Genomic DNA, 19,869 nt, shown 5'->3' with positions numbered 1-19,869 from the left:
TGCGACATTCGTTATCGGCGCTTAATCCGTACCATGCCAAATTTCAATCCACGCACCTGAGTAAGGTGCGACGGCGACATGTTCGGAGTGTGGTGGTCCATTGGATATTTCAATCCACGCACCTGAGTAAGGTGCGACAGGCTAGCAAACCACGCCGCCCCTTCCTCTATTGAGATTTCAATCCACGCACCTGAGTAAGGTGCGACGCTGATGACTCAACGGGAGGGGGTGAGAACAAATATTTCAATCCACGCACCTGAGTAAGGTGCGACTCGTACTTGAGTATGTTTTGCCCCGGTTGAAGTTGATTTCAATCCACGCACCTGAGTAAGGTGCGACTTGTTTCAAAAAAATAACAACTAAAAACGTAAAATTTCAATCCACGCACCTGAGTAAGGTGCGACAGGCGTTATGAAAAATATTGTTCCTATTGATAGCATTTCAATCCACGCACCTGAGTAAGGTGCGACTCCGATTTTAACCTCTGGTATCTGTTCAAATCGGTTATAAACAACAATTTATCATATAGAAAACGTAAAATCACGATAAAACGTATTGAGTTTTGATTATATTTGTAAATAATTGAGATTTATTTGGTGCGAACCTCCTAGCAAAAACATGTTAGCTATACATTCGCACCCTACGTTTAACAACTTATAATCTCGAATACCTCAATTCACCATGAGAGGACCATACTCGTATAGGTTGACATTTAAATCTTCCTCTCCTCCTCCTCCCTGACCTTCATCGCGGGCAGAAGATCATTCACCGTCATCGTCGTAGTGCCGCATTCCAGCGCGTATCTTACTTGCTCTTCTTCATCCGGGCAATAGCTCCAAGGGAGAATCCCCTGTTTGCGATAGTTCTGAACCAATTCGGGTGTAAGCAGCTTCATGCTGATGCCCACCGCCCACATCTTGCTCATCGTCCCTTCTGGTCCGGCAACGTAGTTGGACATTAACTGGCCCGGAAACCCTTGCGTCGGAAGGTAATAGGTATCATGAATATGCGTCAGCACGTTGGCATCGAAACAGGTAAACACGCAGCGCTCAAGGTATCCGTCATCTCTCAGCATCGCAATCGCCAGATCGGCGGCTTCTATTGCATTCGCCGCAGGCTTGATCTCCACGTTCAGCAGCACCTCGGGATAAGCCGTCAGCAGATCGCAGAATTCGCGAAATGTCGGAACTTCCAGCCCCTGAAACTCTGGTCCGAACCATCCGCCTGCATCCAGCCGCTTCAACTCCGTCAAGGCATAGTCGCCTACATTCCCCGTCCCGTCCGTTGTCCGGTCCACCGTCTGGTCATGAATGACGACCAGTTCTTGATCCCGCGTAAGCCGTAGATCCAACTCCAACATATCTGCGCCCCGTTCCAGCGCTTTCCTGAAGGCAAGTAACGTGTTCTCCGGGTAGGCGGATTTCCACCCCCGATGTGCCGCAATTATGATCTCATTCGTGTGCGCAAGCCTCTCAATCATCATCAAAACTCCTTTGTTATTTAAAATTAGATACTAACAATAGATAGACCAACACCGACTCGCGCCTATAACCGACAAACAGGACCCCGGGTTCGAAGTCCTGCCTGCACTTAACTTGCTTATATGGGTATGCTAGAATGGATCATGACTTTTCATTGCGGTGTTACCATGAAAAGTTGAGATAGGATTTCTTCCAATCTCGGTGAGACAGGGCAGATTCCATCGCGCCAACGAAATCGTCTGCCCTCCTCACCACCGTATATTCCTCCGGCACAAGCTGCCTCAATGCTCTCTGGTACTCCACGTTTCCCATCGCTTCCAGCACTTCATGGAAATCCAAAGCCGTGCTGCGGCTGCTGCCGTACATCCGGATTCCTTTCTCCAGAATGTCTCTCGTGTTTAATGGAACGAATTCCTCAGACACACCCAGTGCTATCAAATCTCCGCAGGGCTTCAGCAGTTGTATCCCTTGATTAAGCGCACTCTCGCTAAACTTCCCGCCTGTACACTCCACCACGATATCCACCTTCGAACTTCCAGCAAAATCATACTGCTGCACCTGTCTCGCCTCGGCAAAATAGAACGGCTTCAACTTCTCGGGCACCGCACCGAATACGATCAGCCGCTCAGGGGCTACCCCGAATCCGTAACGAAGCGCAGCGGCCGTCATGTATCCGACAGGTCCGTCACCGAATACCGCGACGGTTGCATTCTCAAGCCTATCCTTCACTCGGCGCAGCGCCCGAAAGGATACGCTGCACAACTCTGCCAGCACGGCGATCTCGTCAGGCACATGATCCGGGATCGGAATCGCATTCTCCTGCGGAACGACTACCCTGCTCTGTGCGATACCGTCATACCCGCTGCCAAGGAATTTGCTGTTGGCGCAATAGTTCGCAGGGATGTTGCCGCTACAAGCGTCGCAGCATTCAGCCGGCTCTACTCCTTGCATGAGATATCCCGGTACATACGGGACAATGGCCACCCTCTCACCAAGCACCCGGGACTGCGCATGAGATTCCTTCACGATCCCGATACCTTCATGCAGAAGCGCCATAGGCAGTTTCTTCTCCAGCATTTCCGGTCGGCGTTGACCGCCGAAGTACCTCAAATCGGCGTGGCATATGCTTGCAAGCGTCGGTTCCACCGCAACCCAACCGTCCCTTACCTCGCGCTCAGCCCATTCGTCCTTAACGGCATGAGGATCTGTCAGCGTATACGTGCGCGAGCGTATTTTTGCAGATGGACTGCTCTCTGTTTTCAACAGTAAACACACCTCCAGTCATTAAGCTGAGATTTATTTGAACTCCAGCCTTGCCTTTCTTTCAAGGAATGGCTAAAGAGATTCAACTTATAAGCATCCATAAACAAGCAATTATCGGATCATTAATGTTTATTTATATTAATATTATGCTCAATAACGCTCATTTGTTGTCATTCTATCACGCAAAATGCGCGTTTACAATATCCATTTTTCCAATTTGATGAAATTGCTGTTAGCCCCTTCTCCCCGAGTAAATGGAACTGCATGCCCGAGAAACAGAGTTCATCAAGCGATGACCTAAGTCGCCGGAGTATCCCATCAACAAAAAAAAGGAGCCCTCCCGCAAATGATCTGAGATCAATTGGGAGACTCCTTTTTCATTTTTCCTAGCGTGCCTTCGCTTTCGTCCTCATCGATTACTCGATGCCGTAATGCTCCTGCAGCTGATCCAGCATCAGGTTAGCCGCCAGAATACCGCCTGCCGTATTCCAGATGGCATCGTCTACTTTATGGGCTTGACCGTTCTTGACCACGTTCAGGTTCTTCCATAGCGGATCGTTAACCCACTCCTGCTCGGTCTGATTGGCGCCGCCATCCCCTGTCTCATACGTGAAGTAGAATAGTCTGTCGGCATCCGCTTCCGGAAGTCGTTCCTTCGTAATCTCGTCAACGAAATGATCTTTAGCGTTCTTCGTCATCTCATTACGGGCGATCCCGATCTGATCGAAAATCACACCGGAGAACGTATTGGTATGGTACACGCGTGTCTTACCAGCCATGAAACGGACAACCGAGACGGTCTCGTCCAGCTTGCTTCCCGCCTTCTCTTTGAAATCCACTATTCGCTGATCGTAAGTGGCGAGGAGTTCTTCGCCTTCAGATACCTTGTTCAGTGCCTTGGCATACAGCTCAAAATTGTTCTGCCACTCGCCACGAAGATCCTCGGCAAAAACGGTCGGAGCAATTGCCTTCAATTGATCAAATACTTTCTCCTGGCGCATCTTGTTGCCGATAATCAGGTCCGGCTGAAGGCCGGCAATCAGCTCGATGTTTGGCTGGCTCTCTTCCCCGACAACCGTAACGCCTTCCATCTGGTCTTGAATGTGGGCGTACCACGGATCACCGGTCCACGATCTAACGGCACCTACCGGCTTCACACCCAATGCCAGGAGCGCCTCGGTTCCTTCATTCGTGAGGACTACAACCTTTTGAGGTGTTCCCTTGATCGTTTCCGTACCCATTGCATGCGTAACCTCATATGAATCGCTAGCTGCGCTACCGTTATTATTATCACTGCCACTGGCATTGTTTTCATTTTCTTGCGTCGGACTTGCTCCACACCCCGCAAGAATCACGATCATGATGAGAGCCAGCAAACTCCACTTCAGGCTTCTTGTTGGTTTCTTTGCCATTCCTGTTGCCATTCCTATGTATATCCCCCTTGTGCTCTGCACATCTATTTGAAAATCATTATCAATCACTGATACAAAACTATAATGGTTTGTGCAGAAAATATCAATATAATTATGAGAATGATTATCAAGTTCATTGACAGAAGTGGTTCTCTTCACCTAAAATTCATATGAACTTAATTATTTATGAGATTAAGAAAGTGAGTATATATGCGTGTATTCGGACTATTGATATCGCTATTGGCACTGGCCGCCGCAGTCATGTGCAGCATCGCATTCGGAGTAACGAACATCCCCCTGCGCGAGGTATGGAACTCATTCGTGCAGTTTAATGGTAGCAATGAGCATCTGATCATCCTCACGGCAAGACTGCCACGGGCGCTCATTGCCTTAGCTGTAGGAGCATGTCTGGCTGTTGCAGGTGCGCTCATGCAGGTCATCACACGCAATCCTATTGCATCGCCCAGCACGCTGGGCGTGAATTCCGGTGCAGCCTTCTTCATTATCATGGCGTCGGGCTGGCTCGGAATCAGCGGACTGCAGTCCCTGACCTGGGTTGCACTAATCGGAGCCGCCGTTAGCGGCGGTATCGTATTCCTGCTTGGCAGCATCGGCAGAGACGGCATGACGCCGGTAAAAATCACCCTCGCCGGTGCCTCCATGGCCGCTTTTTTCCATTCCCTTACACAGGGATTAATGCTCTCCGACGGTAAAATGTTCGACCAGGTACTGGTATGGCTGGTCGGCTCGGTAGCCGGACGAGATATGAACCAACTGACGGCCGTATGGCCGTATATGGCCGTAGGCATGCTGACTGCACTTGTGCTCGGACGTCATCTGAACGCCCTTTCCATGGGAGACGACATCGCCCAGAGCCTTGGGCAAAAGACAGCCCTCATCAAGTTATTTGCGGCCGCAGCCGTCATATTACTGGCCGGAGGCTCGGTCGCAGCAGCGGGACCTATCGCATTCGTCGGGATTATAATCCCACATATCGTTCGGTATCTAATAGGAAATGATTATCGTTGGATTCTGCCTTACAGCGCGGTGCTGGGTGCACTCCTGCTGGTGACGGCCGATCTCGGCTCCAGATACATTGCCATGCCGAAGGAAGTTCCTGTTGGCGTAATGACCGCAATCATCGGCGTGCCGTTCTTCGTCTACATAGCCAGGAAAGGAAGGCGAGCCTAATGAGTAAACACCGCATATTTCGTTCGCCGAACGCCAAAGTCTCGGTCTTGCTCGAGAGGAGAACGTTATGGGTAAGTCTGATCCTGTTCGTGCTATGTATCGCCGCCATGATCATAAGCACGGGGATTGGAAGCCAGCCCGTCTCGCCGCTGCATGTCATCCAGGCCTTGTTCGGCAACGCGCCGCCCATGGAGCAAGTGATCGTCATGCAATTGAGGCTGCCCCGCATCGTAATCGCGGTATTAATTGGTGCTTCGCTCGCAGTGGCTGGGGCTATTCTGCAAGGCGTTATCCGTAACCCCCTTGCCTCCCCCGATGTCATTGGCATCACCGAGGGCGCATCGCTCGGAGCCGTTCTGTTCATCTTCTTGTTCACAGGCACCGTATCTATCCACTGGATGCCGTTGTTCGCCATCTTTGGAGCATTCATCATTACTGCACTTTTGTATATACTCGCCTGGAAGAACGGCGTATCGCCGCTGCGGCTCGTTTTGATCGGTATCGGCGTATCCGCCGCGATCAAATCGATCTCCTATATGTTGATCATATCCGGACCGCTGCAGTTGGCCGACCGTTCGCTTACCTTCATGGCTGGCAGCATTTACGGCATGTCCTGGGACAAGGACGTATTGACTTTACTGCCTTGGGTAGCCGTTCTTCTACCACTTACTTGGCTGCAAGCCCGCAACGTGAACATCCAGGCATTGGGCGATGACGTTGCCAGCAGCGCAGGTGCCCAGGTTCAGAAGCAGCGGCTGATTCTGATCGGACTCAGTGTAGCCCTCGCCGGTGCTGCAATCTCGATCGGCGGGGCCATTGCCTTCATCGGTCTAATGGCACCACATATGGCCCGCAGGCTGGTGGGGCCATCCTTCGGCAGCGTGCTGCCGGTCAGCGCACTAATCGGTGCGATCCTGCTGCTTGTCGCGGATTTGATAGCACGGACGGCGTTTCTGCCGCGTGACGTGCCAGCTGGCGTATTCACCGCGGCTATCGGCGCGCCGTTCTTCCTCTACTTGCTGTACCGTAACCGGAATAAATTCTAGGACTGAAAGGAGCTGGCGTCATGAACACGCTGGAAGCCAAGGGATTGGGGCTGTCGTATGGAGGAGACTTTATCTTCGAAAATTTGGATGTGACGGTGCCGATCGGCAAGATTACCGTCTTTATCGGCAGCAACGGTTGCGGCAAATCCACCCTGCTGCGCTCGATGGCCAGGCTGCTGAAGCCTCAGCGCGGTTCGGTTGTGCTGGACGGGGCCGACATCGCAAGCTTGTCCACGAAAGATGTCGCCCGCAAGCTCGCTATTTTGCCTCAAGGACCTACCGCGCCGGAAGGCTTAACGGTGACGCAGCTGGTGAAGCAAGGACGCTATCCTTACCAGAGCTGGTTGCGCCAATGGTCACGCGAGGACGAAATGGCGGTTACTGCGGCCCTCGCATCGACTGGACTGTCCGAATTGGCAGATCGAACCGTCGACTCCCTCTCCGGCGGCCAACGCCAACGCGCCTGGATCGCGATGACGCTGGCACAGGAGACGCCGATCATTCTGCTGGATGAACCGACCACTTATCTGGATTTGACGCATCAGATCGAAGTGCTGGATTTATTATACGATCTAAACGTTCAGGAACAACGGACCATCGTCATGGTGCTGCATGACATTAATCTGGCTTGCCGTTATGCGGATCATATCGTTGCCATACGGGACGGGAACATCCAGGCAAAAGGAAACCCGGGGGATATCATCAGTCCCGAGCTGATGCAGAACGTCTTTCAGCTGCCATGCGAAATCATCCCGACCCCCTGTATGGAACCCCAATGTGCGTCCCGCACGGGAAAGGTATGCGTCGGCCCTCGGCTGCCCAGCCGGAAACAGCAGAAGCAGCACCTCCACCGGAATTGACAATGGTATAGATTGTACCTTAGAAAGGGATGCTTCACTCTGCCACCTACGGCCAGAGCGAAGCATCCCTTTCTATATATGGTACTGCACCAGCTATGCCGATGACTCTTGTATGGTCGAGCTGCCGGATAATTCTGCCGCTGGCCGTCTTCGCCGAAGGAGTAAAGCCAAAGGTATGGCCAATGCAACCAGCCCGCTCGCCATGAGAAAAACATCATCGATGCTCCGCGTGTAGACCATCCTATGCAACCACTCCGCGCTTTCACCGGGGCCCCCGTTAGACAGCCGGCTCTCATGCACATTCATCCGTGCATAGAACAGGGACGTGAACATGCCGAGCGAAATCGAGCTGAATACCTGCCGCAGCCAGTTCAGCAGCGCGGATGCATGGCCCGATTCCTGCTCCGTGACCGCTGCCATTGCTGCACTTGTTGCCGGGGAAATAGCCAGCCCGGAGCCGACGTTACGGATGCACATCCAGATCATGACGGAGATCAGCGTCGTTTCCATATGAAGCTTGCTGAATCGGAAGGTCGTGACGAACAGGATCAGGCTGCCGAGCGCGATAAGGATCGCCGGTCCCCATGAGGTGTACCACCTTCCTGACAGGAAGGTAGCGATCGTGAGGCACGCTGCTGCCGGAAGGAACAGCAATCCGACCTGGAAGGGAGACAGACCCTGAATTTCCTCGAGAAACAACGGAATGAAATAGACACCGGAATAGAGTGCAAAGGTTAGAATGAGCGAGACGGCCAAGCTGATCGTAAAGGTTATATTGCGGAATAATCTTAGATTCAGAAGCGGTTCCCGCTTCCGTAGTTCAACCCGGACAAACATGATTGCACTTAGAATGCTTATGATCAAACATCCCCATGTTAGTGGAGATTCCATACCCCAAGCATGTAGATTGCCAAAGAGCAACAGTAAGGATAGACTCCCTACCGTTGCCAGTACAAGGCCCGCTGTATCCAGCCGTTTGCGAACCAGGGTAAACCTCGATGGAAGCAGTATCAAGGCAGCGATCCAAGCTGCTGCTCCGATCGGCACCGTGACCAGAAAGATCAGATGCCAATCATGCTGCTGGAACCAGCCGCTAAGCGAAGGGCCGATGGCAGTACCCAGAACCGTCGAGAATGACCACACACTAACCGCAAACGGTTGTCTTTCTCGCGGCAGCGTCCGGTAGATCATCGTGAGCGAGATGGGCTGGATCAGCCCGCAGAACAAGCCTTGTACCATGCGAAACCCGATGAGTGCATAAATGTTCCACGAGAGCGCGCACAGAACGGAGCCTATCGTGATTCCCGCAAGAGACAGCAAGAACATCGACTTCCCTCCAAAACGATCGATGAGGTATCCGCTCACCGGCGTAATCATGCCGCAGGCAAGCGAGAAGCCGGTAATGATCCACTGTACCGTGCGCAGCTCAGCATCGAATATGCCATGAAACCCGGGAGGGACACATTGAGGGAGACGACATGGTACATGCCGACAAAGGAACCAAGAAATAACGTAATCAGGACCGGCCAGAAAGGGAGCTCATCCGCCTGTCCCCCGCCGTCGTTATTCACCCTAAGGCGGCCCTTATTAATTGACATGTCTTAACCTCCCAAGGGACACTGCCGCTTTTGTGCTCACAGCGGATAATGGCAGGCTGCATGATGACCGTTATCCAGAAGCAGCAGCTCCGGCTCCTCTTCACGGCAGCGCGAGGTTGCCAGCGGGCAGCGGGTATGGAACCGACAGCCTGGAGGCGGGTTCGCCGGAGACGGAATTTCTCCTTCAATGCCGCCCGTCGACTGGCCTCCGCCAGGGGACCTCTGTGGTATGGAATCGATCAACGCCCGCGTATACGGATGGGCCGGGCTCAAGAACAAAGATTCGCTCGGCGCAATCTCCACCAGCTTCCCGAGATACATCACGCCGATCCGGTCGGACAGATGACGAACGGCTTGCAGCCCGTGAGCAATGAACAGATAGGTAAGCCCAAGCTTCTGCTGCAAGTCCTGCAACAGATTCATAATCTGCGCCTGAACCGACACATCCAGGCAGATACGGCTTCATCTGCAGGATAAACAGAGGATTCAGCGCAATGGCTCTGGCAATGCCGATACGTTGTCGCTGCCCGCCGGAGAATTCATGGGGATACCGCTCCCCCCAGGATGGGTCAAGCCCGACCAGACCGAGCAGCTCATGGACGCGCTCCTGCACGGCCGATGCAGGCAGATGACGGTGAGCCAAGAGCGGTTCTGCAATACTGTCCCCGATCTTCCAGCGGGGATCAAGCGATCCGTAAGGGTCCTGGAATATCGTCTGCATATGGCGACGGGCCTGGCGCAATTTTTTCCCTCCAAGCTTCGTCAGATCCTCTCCTTCGAACAGAACCCGGCCCTCCGTTGCCCGCTCCATCTGCAGCAGCACGCGGCCCAGCGTGGATTTGCCGCTGCCCGATTCACCGACGAGCCCGAAGGTTTCTCTCCTCCGAATCGTGAAGGTTACGTCATCCACGGCCCGGATCTGCCTTCTAGCCCCGAAGCCTCCTCCTTGCACGGGGTAATATTTCCGCAGATTCTCTACGGCAAACAGCACTTCAGGATCTTCTCCGAGCAAGACATTCTTCGTGTTCGTATCCGCCACGCCAAGGTCAGCATCAGCCGATAATGCTTGTGATGCTTCACCCGGAGCAGCTTCGGATACAGCCGCCGCTCCGGCGGCAAGCCAGTCCGTCCTCTGCACCAGCTCCTCCGAATGCCAGCAAGCCGCCTTCCTCCCTTCATCGCCCAACAAGGACGGCACCTCCTGCGAGCACCGCTTGCTCGCAAAGGGGCAGCGCGGATGAAAGCGGCAGCCCTCAGGCAGCGCAGCCAGATTCGGAATGGATCCTTCAATCGAATGAAGCTTGGACCCACGAACCGTATCGAGGGTGGCTACCGAACGAAGCAGTCCGCGCGTATAGGGATGCCGGGGAAGCGTAAACAGTTCAGCCGCAGGCGCTTCTTCAACGATCTCCCCCGCATACATCACCACGATCCGGTCCGCCATGTCAGCTGCGATGCTCAGATCATGCGTTATCAACAGGATGGACATGCCGAATTCATGCTGCAGATCCTTCAGCAGACGCAAGATCTGAGCTTGTATCGTGACATCGAGCGCGGTTGTCGGTTCGTCCGCGATCAGAAGGTCCGGTCCGCAGGACAACGCCATCGCGATCATCGCCCTTTGCAGCATCCCGCCGGACAATTCCCCCGGATACTGCTTCAGCCGCAGCTCCGGCTCGGGGATGCCTACCCGTGCAAGCAGGCTGGCGGCCCGATCCCGCGCTTCCCGCTTGGATACCCGCTCATGCTGCAGAATGGTTTCCTGAATCTGCTGTCCAATGGTAAAGACCGGATCGAAGGCCGCCATGGGCTCTTGAAATACCATCGCCATTTTTTTCCCCCGATATCGTCTCAGCTCGGCCTCGGTCAAGCCGGTAAGATCCGTCCCGCCAAGCGTCAAGCTTCCACCTGTAATCTGACCCTGCTCATGATCAATCAGGCGCATAATGGCTTTGGACGTTACTGTCTTGCCGCTCCCAGACTCGCCGACCAGACATACCGTTTCTCCTGCCCCAATCGCAAGCGTCACATCCCGGATGGCCTGGATCGTCCCTCGCTGGGTTCTGAAATCAACGGACAGCTGCTGAATATCCAGTAAATTACCCATATATGCCCTCCTATGGCTGCGTGATTTTCTTCGGATCGAGATGATCTCTCAGACGGTCCCCAATGATATTGACGGACAGCACGAATACCGTAATCGCCAGCCCTGGAAAAGTACACATCCACCATGCGACGGTCAAATATCCCCTGCCTTGGGAGAGCAGCGTCCCCCAGTCCGGTACTTCGCGGAGTACGCCCAGGCCAAGGAAGCTCAGCCCCGCCCCCGTCAGAATGGAAGTACCGATGCCGATGGTTGCCATAACCAGCAAGGGAGATAGGCTGTTCGGCAGTACATGATCCCAAAAAACACGCAGCGGCGAAACGCCGATGGACCCAGCAGCCTTCACGAAGGTACGGTTCTTGATGCTCATAATCTGAGCCCGCATCACGCGGGCATAACCCGGTATGGCGGAGACCGCCACCGCCAGCACAATATTGAACAGACTCGGTCCGAGGGCGCCGGCAATGGCGAGCGCAAGCAGGATGCCCGGTATGGTCATCAGAATGTCATTCAACCGCATCATGACGGTATCCACCCAGCCCCCGGCATATCCGGACAATGCACCGACTGTCCCGCCGATCAGCCCGCCAACGAGCACAGAGGCAAAGCCGATAAAGAGCGAATCCCGGCTTCCATGAACGACCACGCTGAAGATATCCCTGCCAAAATAATCGGTACCGAATATATGGGCCGCACTCGGTGCCTGCATAATACGGTCTGTCAGCATATCCGTCGGGGCATAAGGCGCGATCCACTGCGGTACGATGGCGCAAGCTGCAATAAACAGAACGACCAGCCTGCGGCGTACAGAAACCAATCATTCGCCGAGAACCGGCGGATCCGGCGCGCAGCCGGGGACATCAACCTTCGTTCACGCCAAACCGTTTTGGCGGATACCACCTCTCTCATATTATTCCCTCCTCTTGTTTAAGCCGAACGTCTGACACGCGGATCAATAAATGTATAGGAAATATCCACGAGCAGGTTCACAATCACGTAGATGATCGCGGAAAAAAGAATGACGCCTTGAACGACCGGCAGATCCTTGGCCATGATGGCGTCCGCGATAATCCTCCCGATCCCTTGCCGGGAAAATACGGTCTCAATGACAACCGTGCCGGCCAGCATCTCGCCGATTAACATGCCGATCATGGTCACTGCCGGAATTAAAGCATTGCGCAGCGCATGCCGGTACATCACTGCCCGCTCCGCAAGACCCTTGGAGCGTAAAGTAACCATGAACGGTTCGCTGATCACATCCAGCATGCTGTTACGAACCATGCGTACGATGAAGCCCGCTCCAACCGTGCCGAGCGCCAGAGCCGGCAGCACCAGCGTCTTCCAACCATCCGAGCCCATCGCCGGGAACCAGCCGAGTGTAATCGAGAAGATCAGAATCAGCAGGATGCCTGACCAGAAGGTGGGCATCGATATCCCGAATAAACCGACGATCCGGGCGATGATATCAATCGCCTTGTTCCGGTGAATGGCGGACAATACCCCAAGCAAAATACCGACGATGATCGAGACCAGGGAGCTAGCGGCCGTCAGTGCAAGGGTTGCCGGGAAGCTCTTCACGATCTTCGGCAGCACCGGATCGGAATTGATGAGCGATGTACCGAAATCGCCTTGAATAATGCTGCCGAAATAACGCAGGAACTGAATATGAAAGGGTTGATCTACCCCAAGTTGGTGCCTCAGGTTCGCGATCACCTCCGGGGTTGCCATGGAGGGGTCCACCATATTATCCGTGGGGTCCCCGGGAAGAACATAGAGAATGGAGAACACCAGAACGAGCGAACCGACAATGACGAGCAGAGAAGTCAGCACCCGTTCGATCAACGTCCTAGCCATACGCCTTCAAGCCCCCTTCCCCTTCTGTTATTTTTGTAGAGACACATCATTAAATAATGGGTAGCCCAGCGAATCGAACAACACGCCTTGAACCGAATTCGATGCTGCCACCGTATATGGAAACACATAAATCGGAAGGATGATGGCATGTTCGATGATATATTGCTGCACCTGCTTATACAGCTCTGCACGTTTCTCGTCGTCCTTCTCCACCCGCCCCTGTTCAAGCCATTGATCCACTTCCGGCTCGTTCAGCCTGGACAGACTGGCCTGGCCTTTCGGATCGTAAGAGTGATAGAACGAGTAGAGTGCGTTCGGGTCCGAGTTCACCTGGCTGTTGCCATACAAGTCATAGTTGCCGTTGGTATACACCACCGTGCGAATATCCTTCGTGATCTCGACCTCGACGGCGATGCCGATCTGCTTCAGCTGCTGCTGAATCATCACCGCAATATCATTGCGCTTCTCCCGGTTCGGGGTGCCGTCCACATAATGAAGCGCAAGCTTCTTGCCGTCCTTGGCCCGAATACCGTCTTCTCCCCTCACCCATCCCAGCTCATCCAGCAACTGATTGGCCTTCGGGATATCAGGCTTAATCGCTTGCTCAAGCGATGCGTCATAACCGAATGTTCCCGGCGTCAGCGGAGACCAGGCACGCTCGTAGGTGCCCAAATACAACGTCTTGACGATCGTATCCACATCCACCGCGAGCTGGACGGCCTGCCGGGCTTTCAGCTCATTCCATGGTTCGCGATCCTTATTAAAAAAAAGCGTATAAGGCAATCCAACGGTGTTCGTCTGCAGCAGCTGGAAGTTCGGGTCCTTCTCCAATGTCAAAATATTTTGCGGCGGTACCGTCTCCGCGGCAAGCACCTGCTTACTCTGAACGCTGCCGATCCGTGTGGCTTCCTCCGGTACGATTCTGAAATCGATCCCGTCCAAATAAGGCGCTCCCTGATTGGTCACCAGTTCCGGCGCCCACTTGTAGTCTGGATTGCGCTCCACCTGAATCCCTGCGTTCTCCTCCCATTTCACGAACTTGAACGGACCTGTGCCCACAGGTTGCTGACCTAGCTGATCGCCGTATTGCTGTGCGGCCGTCGGGGAGACAATGCCGAGCAGCGCTTGGCTCAGATTACCGAGGAAAGCTCTGGACGGCGTTGCCAGATTCAGCTTGACTGTATACTCGTCCAGGACTTCCGAGGATTGATAAGGCTGAAGCAGTGCTGCTGCATTGGACGCTTTCGTGGCCGGATCCAAAATCCGGTCAAAGTTATATTTCACTGCTTCCGCATTAAACGGGGTACCGTCATGGAACCTCACGTCCTCCCGCAGCTTGAACGTATAGCTGAGCCCATCCTCCGAGATTTCCCACTCCGTCGCCAGCCATGGCTTGATCGTATGGTCTGGCAGTTGCACGACCAGGCTGTCGTGAATCGTGCGAATGACGCGAACCGATACCGCTAGCCCGCTGCGGTGCGGATCCAGCGTGTCAGGCGATGTTGCAAGGGCAAAACTGAGCTCTCCTCCCTGAGCAGGCACGCCTTGCGTGGCGACTAGCGTTCCGGCGGCTGTTGTATTCCCTGAAGAGGCTTGCTGCCCTCCGCAAGCGGACAGCAGGAGCATCATCCCCAGAACAGCAGCGGTAACCGACTTTCTTCGATTTCGAGCATGGCTTCTCATATCCATAACGACTCCCTCCACATCCGAATTATGTTTGTAATGGTTCCCGGGTATAGCGATTGACCGGAACGGGAATGCCGAGATTTCCTCGCAGGGTGTCCTCCTCGTACTCGGTTCGGAACAATCCGCGTTCCCTCAGAATCGGCACAACCAGGTCCACGAAGTCATCTAAACCGCCCGGTACGCTTGCGCCAATGATGAACCCGTCGGCAGCTTCCTCTTCGAACCACTGCTGCAGGAGATCGGCCACCCTCTCCGGCGTGCCGATGAACACCGTTCTTGGCGTAGCTTCCTGCAGCGCCACTTGGCGCAGCGTAAGGTTCTGTTCCTTCGCCCGCTGCTTGATGCGGTCCGTGGTGCTGCGGAAGCTGTTCGAACCGAAATCGCCCAGATCGGGGAACGGCTCGTCAAGCGGATACTGGGAGAAGTCATGGTGTTCAAAGTAACGCCCCAGGTATTCAAGCGCCTTCTCCGGTGTGACCAGCTCCGCAATCTCGCGGTATTTCCGCTCTGCCTCTTCCTCGGTTGCGCCCACAATCGGCCCAATCCCCGGAAAGATCAGAATGTCGTCTTGTGAACGGCCGTATTCCGCGGCTCGCCTCTTCACATCCTTGTAGAACGACTTCGCTTCCTCGATCGAATCCGGGCCGGTAAAGACCGCATCCGCGGTTTTGGCTGCCAGGGACCGGCCACTGTCGGACGACCCGGCTTGAAATACGACCGGCTGCCCTTGTCTGGAACGAGCAATGTTAAGCGGTCCTTGCACGGAGAAATGCTCGCCTTCATGGTTCAGCCGGTGCAGCTTGGCAGGATCGAAGAATACGCCGCTCGCCTTATCACGGATAAAGGCATCGTCCTCCCATGAATCCCACAGCCCCTTCACCACGTCCAGATATTCTTCGGCGATCCGGTAGCGCTCAGGATGCGACGGATGTCTGTGACGCCCGAAATTCAGGGCGGTTCCTTCCAGTGGAGAGGTGACTACGTTCCATCCGGCTCTACCTCCGCTAATGTGATCGATTGACGCGAACTGCCGGGCAACCGTGAATGGTTCGCTGTATGAAGTCGAAAGGGTTCCGACCAGCCCGATCCTTGAAGTGACCGCACCCAGCGCCGACAAGATCGTAATCGGTTCAAAGCGATTTAGAAAATGCGGTATCGATTTGTCGTTGATATACAGACCGTCCGCCACAAATACAAAATCAAACTTGCCTTCTTCAGCCTTCAGCGCCTGTCCCGTATAAAAAGGAATACTGACGCTGGCATCCGAAGGAATCCGCGGATGCCTCCATGCAGTGTGACTGCTGCCCACTCCATGAATGGAAGCTCCCAATCGAAGCTTTCTATCTCTACCCATGTTCCACTCCACCTTTACCATTGATTTTGAAACTGGAAGATCCCCTTGCTATGCCTTGATTAAACCTTTCCCATGAGTATAGTCGGAATTAAGTTGTTGATAACTCTACCACCCTGCTTTCCCATCTACAAGATCATATAGAGAAGTTCTATCCTCGCTTTTCGATTCTCTATTAGAACCTTTATACCGTGGTGATAATGGCAGCACAAAAACCACGATCCACGGTTAGGATCGTGGTTGCTGCAGCATCTGACGATGACGGTTCTGCCTTTGGGGTCCAGGCGTTAGACAGCCTGCTCCTGCCGTTCTGTCGGCACATCCGATGCATAACGAGCCAGCTCTGTATACAGATCATTCAGCGCATCATCCAGGCGTTCTCTCAGTTGCTCCGTGATATCGTAACCGCCCAACTCCAGGCGGGTGACCCACTGATCTACAGCAAAGACGCCTCCGAGAATGTTGGTCCCTCCAAGTGCAGATACCACCGGTTTCAGCGCATAATCCACGGCAAGCAGATGTGCGATGGTGCCTCCGATAAAGAGCGGGAGCACGACTTTGCCCTGCAGGCCTTTTTGGGGAAGCAGGTCCAGAATCGTCTTCAGCGCTCCCGAATAGGAAGCCTTGTACACCGGGCTTGCAATGATTACGGCAGCGGCACCTTCAACTGCCGCGATGGCCTGCTTGATGGCCGGACTGTTGAAATCGGCCCGCAGCAAGTCCTCCGCGGGTAGATCGGCTGCCGAGATAAATTCGATCTCGTAGCCGGCAATGACCAGACGGTCCTCTAAGTACTGCGTCAATCCGAACAAACGAGACCCTTGTGTCGGGCTTCCGGCTATAAATGCAATTTTCGTCATAGCTGGTCTTCCTCCTTATTTGTAAATGCTCTTCATTCCCTCTTAGGAACGGGCAGCAACTGCCTGATCCTTGCTGTAGCGATTCAGGGGCACGGGCAATCCCAAATTGCCGCGCAGCGTGTCGCTCTCATACTCCGTTCTGTAAATGCCTCTCTCCTGCAGAATCGGCACGACCAGGTCCACAAAATCCTCTAGTCCGTTCGGCACGGCCGCGGTAATCATGAAGCCATCTGCCGCACCCGCCTCAAACCAGGCCTGAATCTTGTCTGCCACCTGCTCCGGGGTGCCGATAAAACCGCCGCGGGGCGTGGCCGACTGCAGCGCCACTTGACGAAGCGTGAGTCCCTTCTCCTTGGCATCCCGTTTGATTTTGTCGGTACCGCTCTGGAAGCTGTTCCTGCCCAGGTCGCCCAGCTCAGGGAATGGCTCATCCAGCGGGTATTGGGAGAAGTCGTGATGTTCGAAGAAGCGGCCGAGATAATTCAAGGCATTCTCGATGGTCACCAGACTTGCCGCTTCCTGATATTTGCGCTCGGCTTCCTCCGGGGTATTGCCGATAATCGGCCCGATGCCTGGGAAGATCAATACTTCATCCGGATTTCGACCGAATCCGGCTGCACGCGATTTAACGTCCTGATAAAAGGCTACCGCATCTTCCACACGCTCATGCCCGGTGAATACCGCATCGGCTTCCTTGGAAGCATAATTCTTGCCAACCTCTGACGCACCCGCTTGAAAGATGACCGGCTGCCCCTGCTTGGAACGGGCGATATTCAGCGGTCCTTTCACGGAGAAGAACTCGCCTTCGTGATTCAGCGTGTGCAGCTTCTCAGGATCGAAGAATACGCCCGTCTCCTTATTCCGCACGAAAGCATCGTCCTCCCAGGAATCCCACAGACCTCGGGCAACCTCCAGATACTCCGTCGCGATTCGGTATCGCTTATCATGTTCCGGGTGCTCCTTCTTGCCGTAATTGAGGGCGGAGCCCTCCAGCGGAGAGGTGACGATGTTCCAGCCGGCACGTCCGTCGCTGATCTTATCAAGGGACCCGAATTGACGGGCAACGGTAAACGGCTCGCTGTACGAGGTCGATAACGTACCGACAAGACCGATGTTGGTGCTGACGGCTGCCAGGGCGCTCAGAATAGAGATCGGCTCAAAGCGGTTCAGAAAATGCGGTATCGATTTCTCATTGATATACAAGCCGTCCGCGATAAAGATCAGATCGAACTTGCCCGCTTCCGCTTTCTGAACCCACTGCTTATACAGTTCAAAATTCACGCTTGCATCCGGCTGCGCATCCGGATGCCGCCACATGGAGGTTCCTCCTCCTACACCATGCAGGAGCGCCCCCAGTTTCAATTGTCTTTGCTTTGCCATATTCCATTCCTCCTTATCGATAATAACGCCCTTTCGCTCACACAGGAGCGGCAGCCAGTTTAATGCGTTCGATCTGTCCGAGATGATTCTGTACGTGTCGGGCAAACCCGCTGACGATATCCGAGACGCTGACGGTATCGCCTTTGAAATTTATGCCGGTTTTGGTTGCATCGACAGCGTTCAAACGGCGAAGCAGCAAGCTGTTGTAATGCAGCAGTCCCTGGAATGCCTCCAAAATATCGGCTGCTTTGCCTTCGTTCGAATATTGACCGCTGACCCAGGCATCCTGATTAAATGCGGGCAGCTGCGAGGTCGTACCGGCCAGAATATCCCGAATCCGAAACGAGATCACGATACTGTGATCCACCAAATGGGACAGTACCTCCTGCACGCTCCATATGTTCGGTGCCTGCTTCCATTGCAGTTGATCCTCGCTTAGGCCGGCGACAGCCGCAAGCAACTGTGCATGCGTATTTACGAAAGCTTCGATCTGAATCTCACTCATTCGATCTCCTCCAATACAAACTTAAAAATGGATGTCTGTGTGTGACGATAAGAATAGCTCCTGTTATCGCGAAGTCTCCCTGCCGGAATCGTGATACTGAAGTGCCTGCACAGCCAGTTCCGTGAAGAAATCGACGCTGACCGGAATCGCCCGCTCATCCAGATCAAAGGCCGGATGATGCCACTCCTGCGTACCCGCTGTCCCCATGAAGACAAACAGTCCGGGAACTTCACGTTGATACACCGCAAAATCCTCCCCGGCCGGCGAAGGAACCGGTATCACTGCTTCGTAGCCCGTGTCGGCGGCGGCCGCACGACCGAGCTCTGCCAGCTCGCCATCGTTATGCACCGGCGGCGGCCCCTCGATCCAGCGTACGGCAGCTGTCGTTCCGAAAGCTGCCGCAACGCCTTGAACCACCTGGCTGAAACGTTCAAGTACCTGTAGCCGTATGTCATCGTCGAAGGTGCGAATGGTCCCTTCCAGCAGCGCTTTCTCCGGAATGACATTCCACGCGGTTCCGCTGTGCAGCTTCGTGACACTGATGACGGCGCTCTTCAATGGGCCCACATTCCGGCTTACGATCGACTGGAGCGCGGTGATGATATGCGATGCGGTCACAATCGGATCCAAGCCCGCTTCGGGTACAGCCGCATGGGACCCCTTTCCCGCCACTTCCACCACGAAGCCGTCCGCGGCGGCCATTAACGGACCTTCTTTGATACCGATGGTCCCGACAGGCAGATCCGGTTTGTTATGCATGCCGAAGATGGCCTGCACGCCTTCAAGCGCTCCGCTGTCGATCACCTGCTTTGCGCCCTTGGCCTTCTCTTCGGCCGGCTGAAAGATCAGCCTGACGGTTCCTCTCAGCTCCTGCTCACGCTGCTTCAAGGCATAGGCCGTCCCAATCAGGGCAGCCGTATGAAAGTCATGCCCGCAGGCATGCATTTTGCCGGGAATCGTCGAGGCGAACGGAAGACCCGTCTCTTCCTGGATCGGCAGGGCATCGATATCCGCGCGCAGCGCAATGATCGGCCCCTCTTGAAGCCCGCCTACTTCGGCGATCACGCCGGTGTCCAGCGGATACTCCGCAACCCGTATTCCGGCTTCCTCCAGCCACCCCCGGATCAGTCGCGTCGTTTCGAACTCCTCGTTCGACAGCTCAGGGAACCGGTGGAGATGGCGCCGGATCTCAATCAATCGGTTGATATCTATATCTGTGGATAAAGTATGACTTGGCATTTACAAACCTCCTAAGTAGTCACGGACCTATGGCCGATT

14 protein-coding genes, 3 pseudogenes and 1 CRISPR repeat array are annotated in these 19,869 nt (G+C 54.3%); of the genes and pseudogenes, 3 read left to right on the top strand and 14 right to left on the bottom strand.

Annotated features, from left to right (window positions below; genetic code table 11):
- Positions 1-40: 40 nt before the first annotated feature.
- Positions 41-470: direct repeats of the CRISPR family, unit length 32 nt; unit sequence ATTTCAATCCACGCACCTGAGTAAGGTGCGAC.
- A gap of 242 nt (positions 471-712) precedes the next feature.
- The 3 genes from JCM10914_RS25190 to JCM10914_RS25180 form a co-directional block, all read right to left on the bottom strand.
- A complete protein-coding gene (locus JCM10914_RS25190) occupies positions 713-1,483 on the bottom strand; it encodes a glycerophosphodiester phosphodiesterase family protein (RefSeq protein ID WP_023966249.1) in 771 nt (256 codons plus the stop codon).
- A 160-nt stretch (positions 1,484-1,643) separates the two neighbouring features.
- Positions 1,644-2,744 (bottom strand): alcohol dehydrogenase catalytic domain-containing protein, encoded by a 1,101-nt coding sequence (locus JCM10914_RS25185; protein WP_023966247.1) that lies wholly within the window; start codon positions 2,742-2,744, stop codon positions 1,644-1,646.
- Positions 2,745-3,160: 416 nt separating this feature from the next.
- Complete coding sequence (locus JCM10914_RS25180; protein ID WP_023966245.1) at positions 3,161-4,168, bottom strand: ABC transporter substrate-binding protein; 1,008 nt, start codon at positions 4,166-4,168, stop codon at positions 3,161-3,163.
- Positions 4,169-4,366: 198 nt separating this feature from the next.
- Between JCM10914_RS25180 and JCM10914_RS25175 the strand changes: the two genes are divergently transcribed.
- The 3 genes and pseudogenes from JCM10914_RS25175 (at position 4,367) to JCM10914_RS25165 (ending at position 7,264) form a co-directional block, all read left to right on the top strand.
- A complete protein-coding gene (locus JCM10914_RS25175; protein WP_023966243.1) occupies positions 4,367-5,347 on the top strand; it encodes an iron ABC transporter permease in 981 nt (326 codons plus the stop codon).
- Positions 5,347-6,393, top strand: coding sequence for an iron chelate uptake ABC transporter family permease subunit (locus tag JCM10914_RS25170; protein WP_023966241.1), 1,047 nt, complete (start codon positions 5,347-5,349; stop codon positions 6,391-6,393). The genes JCM10914_RS25175 and JCM10914_RS25170 overlap by 1 nt, the downstream gene beginning before the upstream one ends.
- Before the next feature lie 20 nt (positions 6,394-6,413).
- Positions 6,414-7,264: pseudogene (locus JCM10914_RS25165) on the top strand (ABC transporter ATP-binding protein).
- Between the two features lie 82 nt (positions 7,265-7,346).
- Here JCM10914_RS25165 and JCM10914_RS25160 read toward each other — a convergent pair.
- The 11 genes and pseudogenes from JCM10914_RS25160 to JCM10914_RS25110 form a co-directional block, all read right to left on the bottom strand.
- Positions 7,347-8,657: a DHA2 family efflux MFS transporter permease subunit gene (locus JCM10914_RS25160; protein ID WP_231638761.1), complete on the bottom strand. Its 1,311-nt coding sequence runs from the start codon at positions 8,655-8,657 to the stop codon at positions 7,347-7,349.
- Complete coding sequence (locus JCM10914_RS31010) at positions 8,627-8,851, bottom strand: hypothetical protein (RefSeq protein ID WP_023966235.1); 225 nt, start codon at positions 8,849-8,851, stop codon at positions 8,627-8,629. The genes JCM10914_RS25160 and JCM10914_RS31010 overlap by 31 nt, the downstream gene beginning before the upstream one ends.
- A 36-nt stretch (positions 8,852-8,887) precedes the next feature.
- A pseudogene (locus tag JCM10914_RS25150) lies at positions 8,888-10,958 on the bottom strand (dipeptide ABC transporter ATP-binding protein).
- A 10-nt stretch (positions 10,959-10,968) separates the two neighbouring features.
- Positions 10,969-11,864, bottom strand: a pseudogene (locus tag JCM10914_RS25145) (ABC transporter permease).
- A gap of 18 nt (positions 11,865-11,882) precedes the next feature.
- Complete coding sequence (locus JCM10914_RS25140) at positions 11,883-12,809, bottom strand: ABC transporter permease (RefSeq protein ID WP_023966226.1); 927 nt, start codon at positions 12,807-12,809, stop codon at positions 11,883-11,885.
- A gap of 27 nt (positions 12,810-12,836) precedes the next feature.
- Positions 12,837-14,492 carry an ABC transporter substrate-binding protein gene (locus tag JCM10914_RS25135; RefSeq protein WP_036720072.1) on the bottom strand — a complete coding sequence of 552 codons (1,656 nt, stop codon included), beginning with the start codon at positions 14,490-14,492 and terminating at the stop codon, positions 12,837-12,839.
- 28 nt (positions 14,493-14,520) lie between these two features.
- The gene (locus tag JCM10914_RS25130) at positions 14,521-15,849 is read right to left on the bottom strand and encodes an LLM class flavin-dependent oxidoreductase (protein WP_023966222.1); all 1,329 of its coding nucleotides are present in this window, start codon (positions 15,847-15,849) and stop codon (positions 14,521-14,523) included.
- A 284-nt stretch (positions 15,850-16,133) separates the two neighbouring features.
- A complete protein-coding gene (gene ssuE, locus JCM10914_RS25125; protein ID WP_023966220.1) occupies positions 16,134-16,706 on the bottom strand; it encodes an NADPH-dependent FMN reductase in 573 nt (190 codons plus the stop codon).
- Positions 16,707-16,748: 42 nt separating this feature from the next.
- Positions 16,749-18,086 carry an LLM class flavin-dependent oxidoreductase gene (locus tag JCM10914_RS25120; protein WP_023966219.1) on the bottom strand — a complete coding sequence of 446 codons (1,338 nt, stop codon included), beginning with the start codon at positions 18,084-18,086 and terminating at the stop codon, positions 16,749-16,751.
- Positions 18,087-18,123: 37 nt separating this feature from the next.
- Positions 18,124-18,591, bottom strand: coding sequence for a DinB family protein (locus JCM10914_RS25115; RefSeq protein WP_023966217.1), 468 nt, complete (start codon positions 18,589-18,591; stop codon positions 18,124-18,126).
- Positions 18,592-18,654: 63 nt separating this feature from the next.
- Positions 18,655-19,830 carry a M20 peptidase aminoacylase family protein gene (locus tag JCM10914_RS25110; RefSeq protein ID WP_023966215.1) on the bottom strand — a complete coding sequence of 392 codons (1,176 nt, stop codon included), beginning with the start codon at positions 19,828-19,830 and terminating at the stop codon, positions 18,655-18,657.
- Between the last annotated feature and the right edge of the window lie 39 nt (positions 19,831-19,869).

It is taken from the genome of Paenibacillus sp. JCM 10914 (assembly GCF_001315105.1).
GTDB lineage: Bacteria > Bacillota > Bacilli > Paenibacillales > Paenibacillaceae > Paenibacillus_AQ.
The sequence above is the reverse complement of the archived record's forward strand: the minus strand, read 5'-3'. Positions and strand labels throughout refer to the sequence as shown.

What these genes read in the sequence shown, in the direction of transcription:
- JCM10914_RS25190 (WP_023966249.1), bottom strand. Translation starts at nt 1,483, where the DNA reads ATGATGATTGAGAGGCTTGCGCACACGAATGAGATCATAATTGCGGCA.
- JCM10914_RS25180 (WP_023966245.1), bottom strand. Translation starts at nt 4,168, where the DNA reads ATGGCAACAGGAATGGCAAAGAAACCAACAAGAAGCCTGAAGTGGAGT.
- JCM10914_RS25175 (WP_023966243.1), top strand. Translation starts at nt 4,367, where the DNA reads ATGCGTGTATTCGGACTATTGATATCGCTATTGGCACTGGCCGCCGCA.
- JCM10914_RS25170 (WP_023966241.1), top strand. Translation starts at nt 5,347, where the DNA reads ATGAGTAAACACCGCATATTTCGTTCGCCGAACGCCAAAGTCTCGGTC.
- JCM10914_RS31010 (WP_023966235.1), bottom strand. Translation starts at nt 8,851, where the DNA reads ATGTCAATTAATAAGGGCCGCCTTAGGGTGAATAACGACGGCGGGGGA.
- JCM10914_RS25140 (WP_023966226.1), bottom strand. Translation starts at nt 12,809, where the DNA reads ATGGCTAGGACGTTGATCGAACGGGTGCTGACTTCTCTGCTCGTCATT.
- JCM10914_RS25135 (WP_036720072.1), bottom strand. Translation starts at nt 14,492, where the DNA reads ATGAGAAGCCATGCTCGAAATCGAAGAAAGTCGGTTACCGCTGCTGTT.
- JCM10914_RS25130 (WP_023966222.1), bottom strand. Translation starts at nt 15,849, where the DNA reads ATGGGTAGAGATAGAAAGCTTCGATTGGGAGCTTCCATTCATGGAGTG.
- ssuE (WP_023966220.1), bottom strand. Translation starts at nt 16,706, where the DNA reads ATGACGAAAATTGCATTTATAGCCGGAAGCCCGACACAAGGGTCTCGT.
- JCM10914_RS25120 (WP_023966219.1), bottom strand. Translation starts at nt 18,086, where the DNA reads ATGGCAAAGCAAAGACAATTGAAACTGGGGGCGCTCCTGCATGGTGTA.
- JCM10914_RS25115 (WP_023966217.1), bottom strand. Translation starts at nt 18,591, where the DNA reads ATGAGTGAGATTCAGATCGAAGCTTTCGTAAATACGCATGCACAGTTG.
- JCM10914_RS25110 (WP_023966215.1), bottom strand. Translation starts at nt 19,830, where the DNA reads ATGCCAAGTCATACTTTATCCACAGATATAGATATCAACCGATTGATT.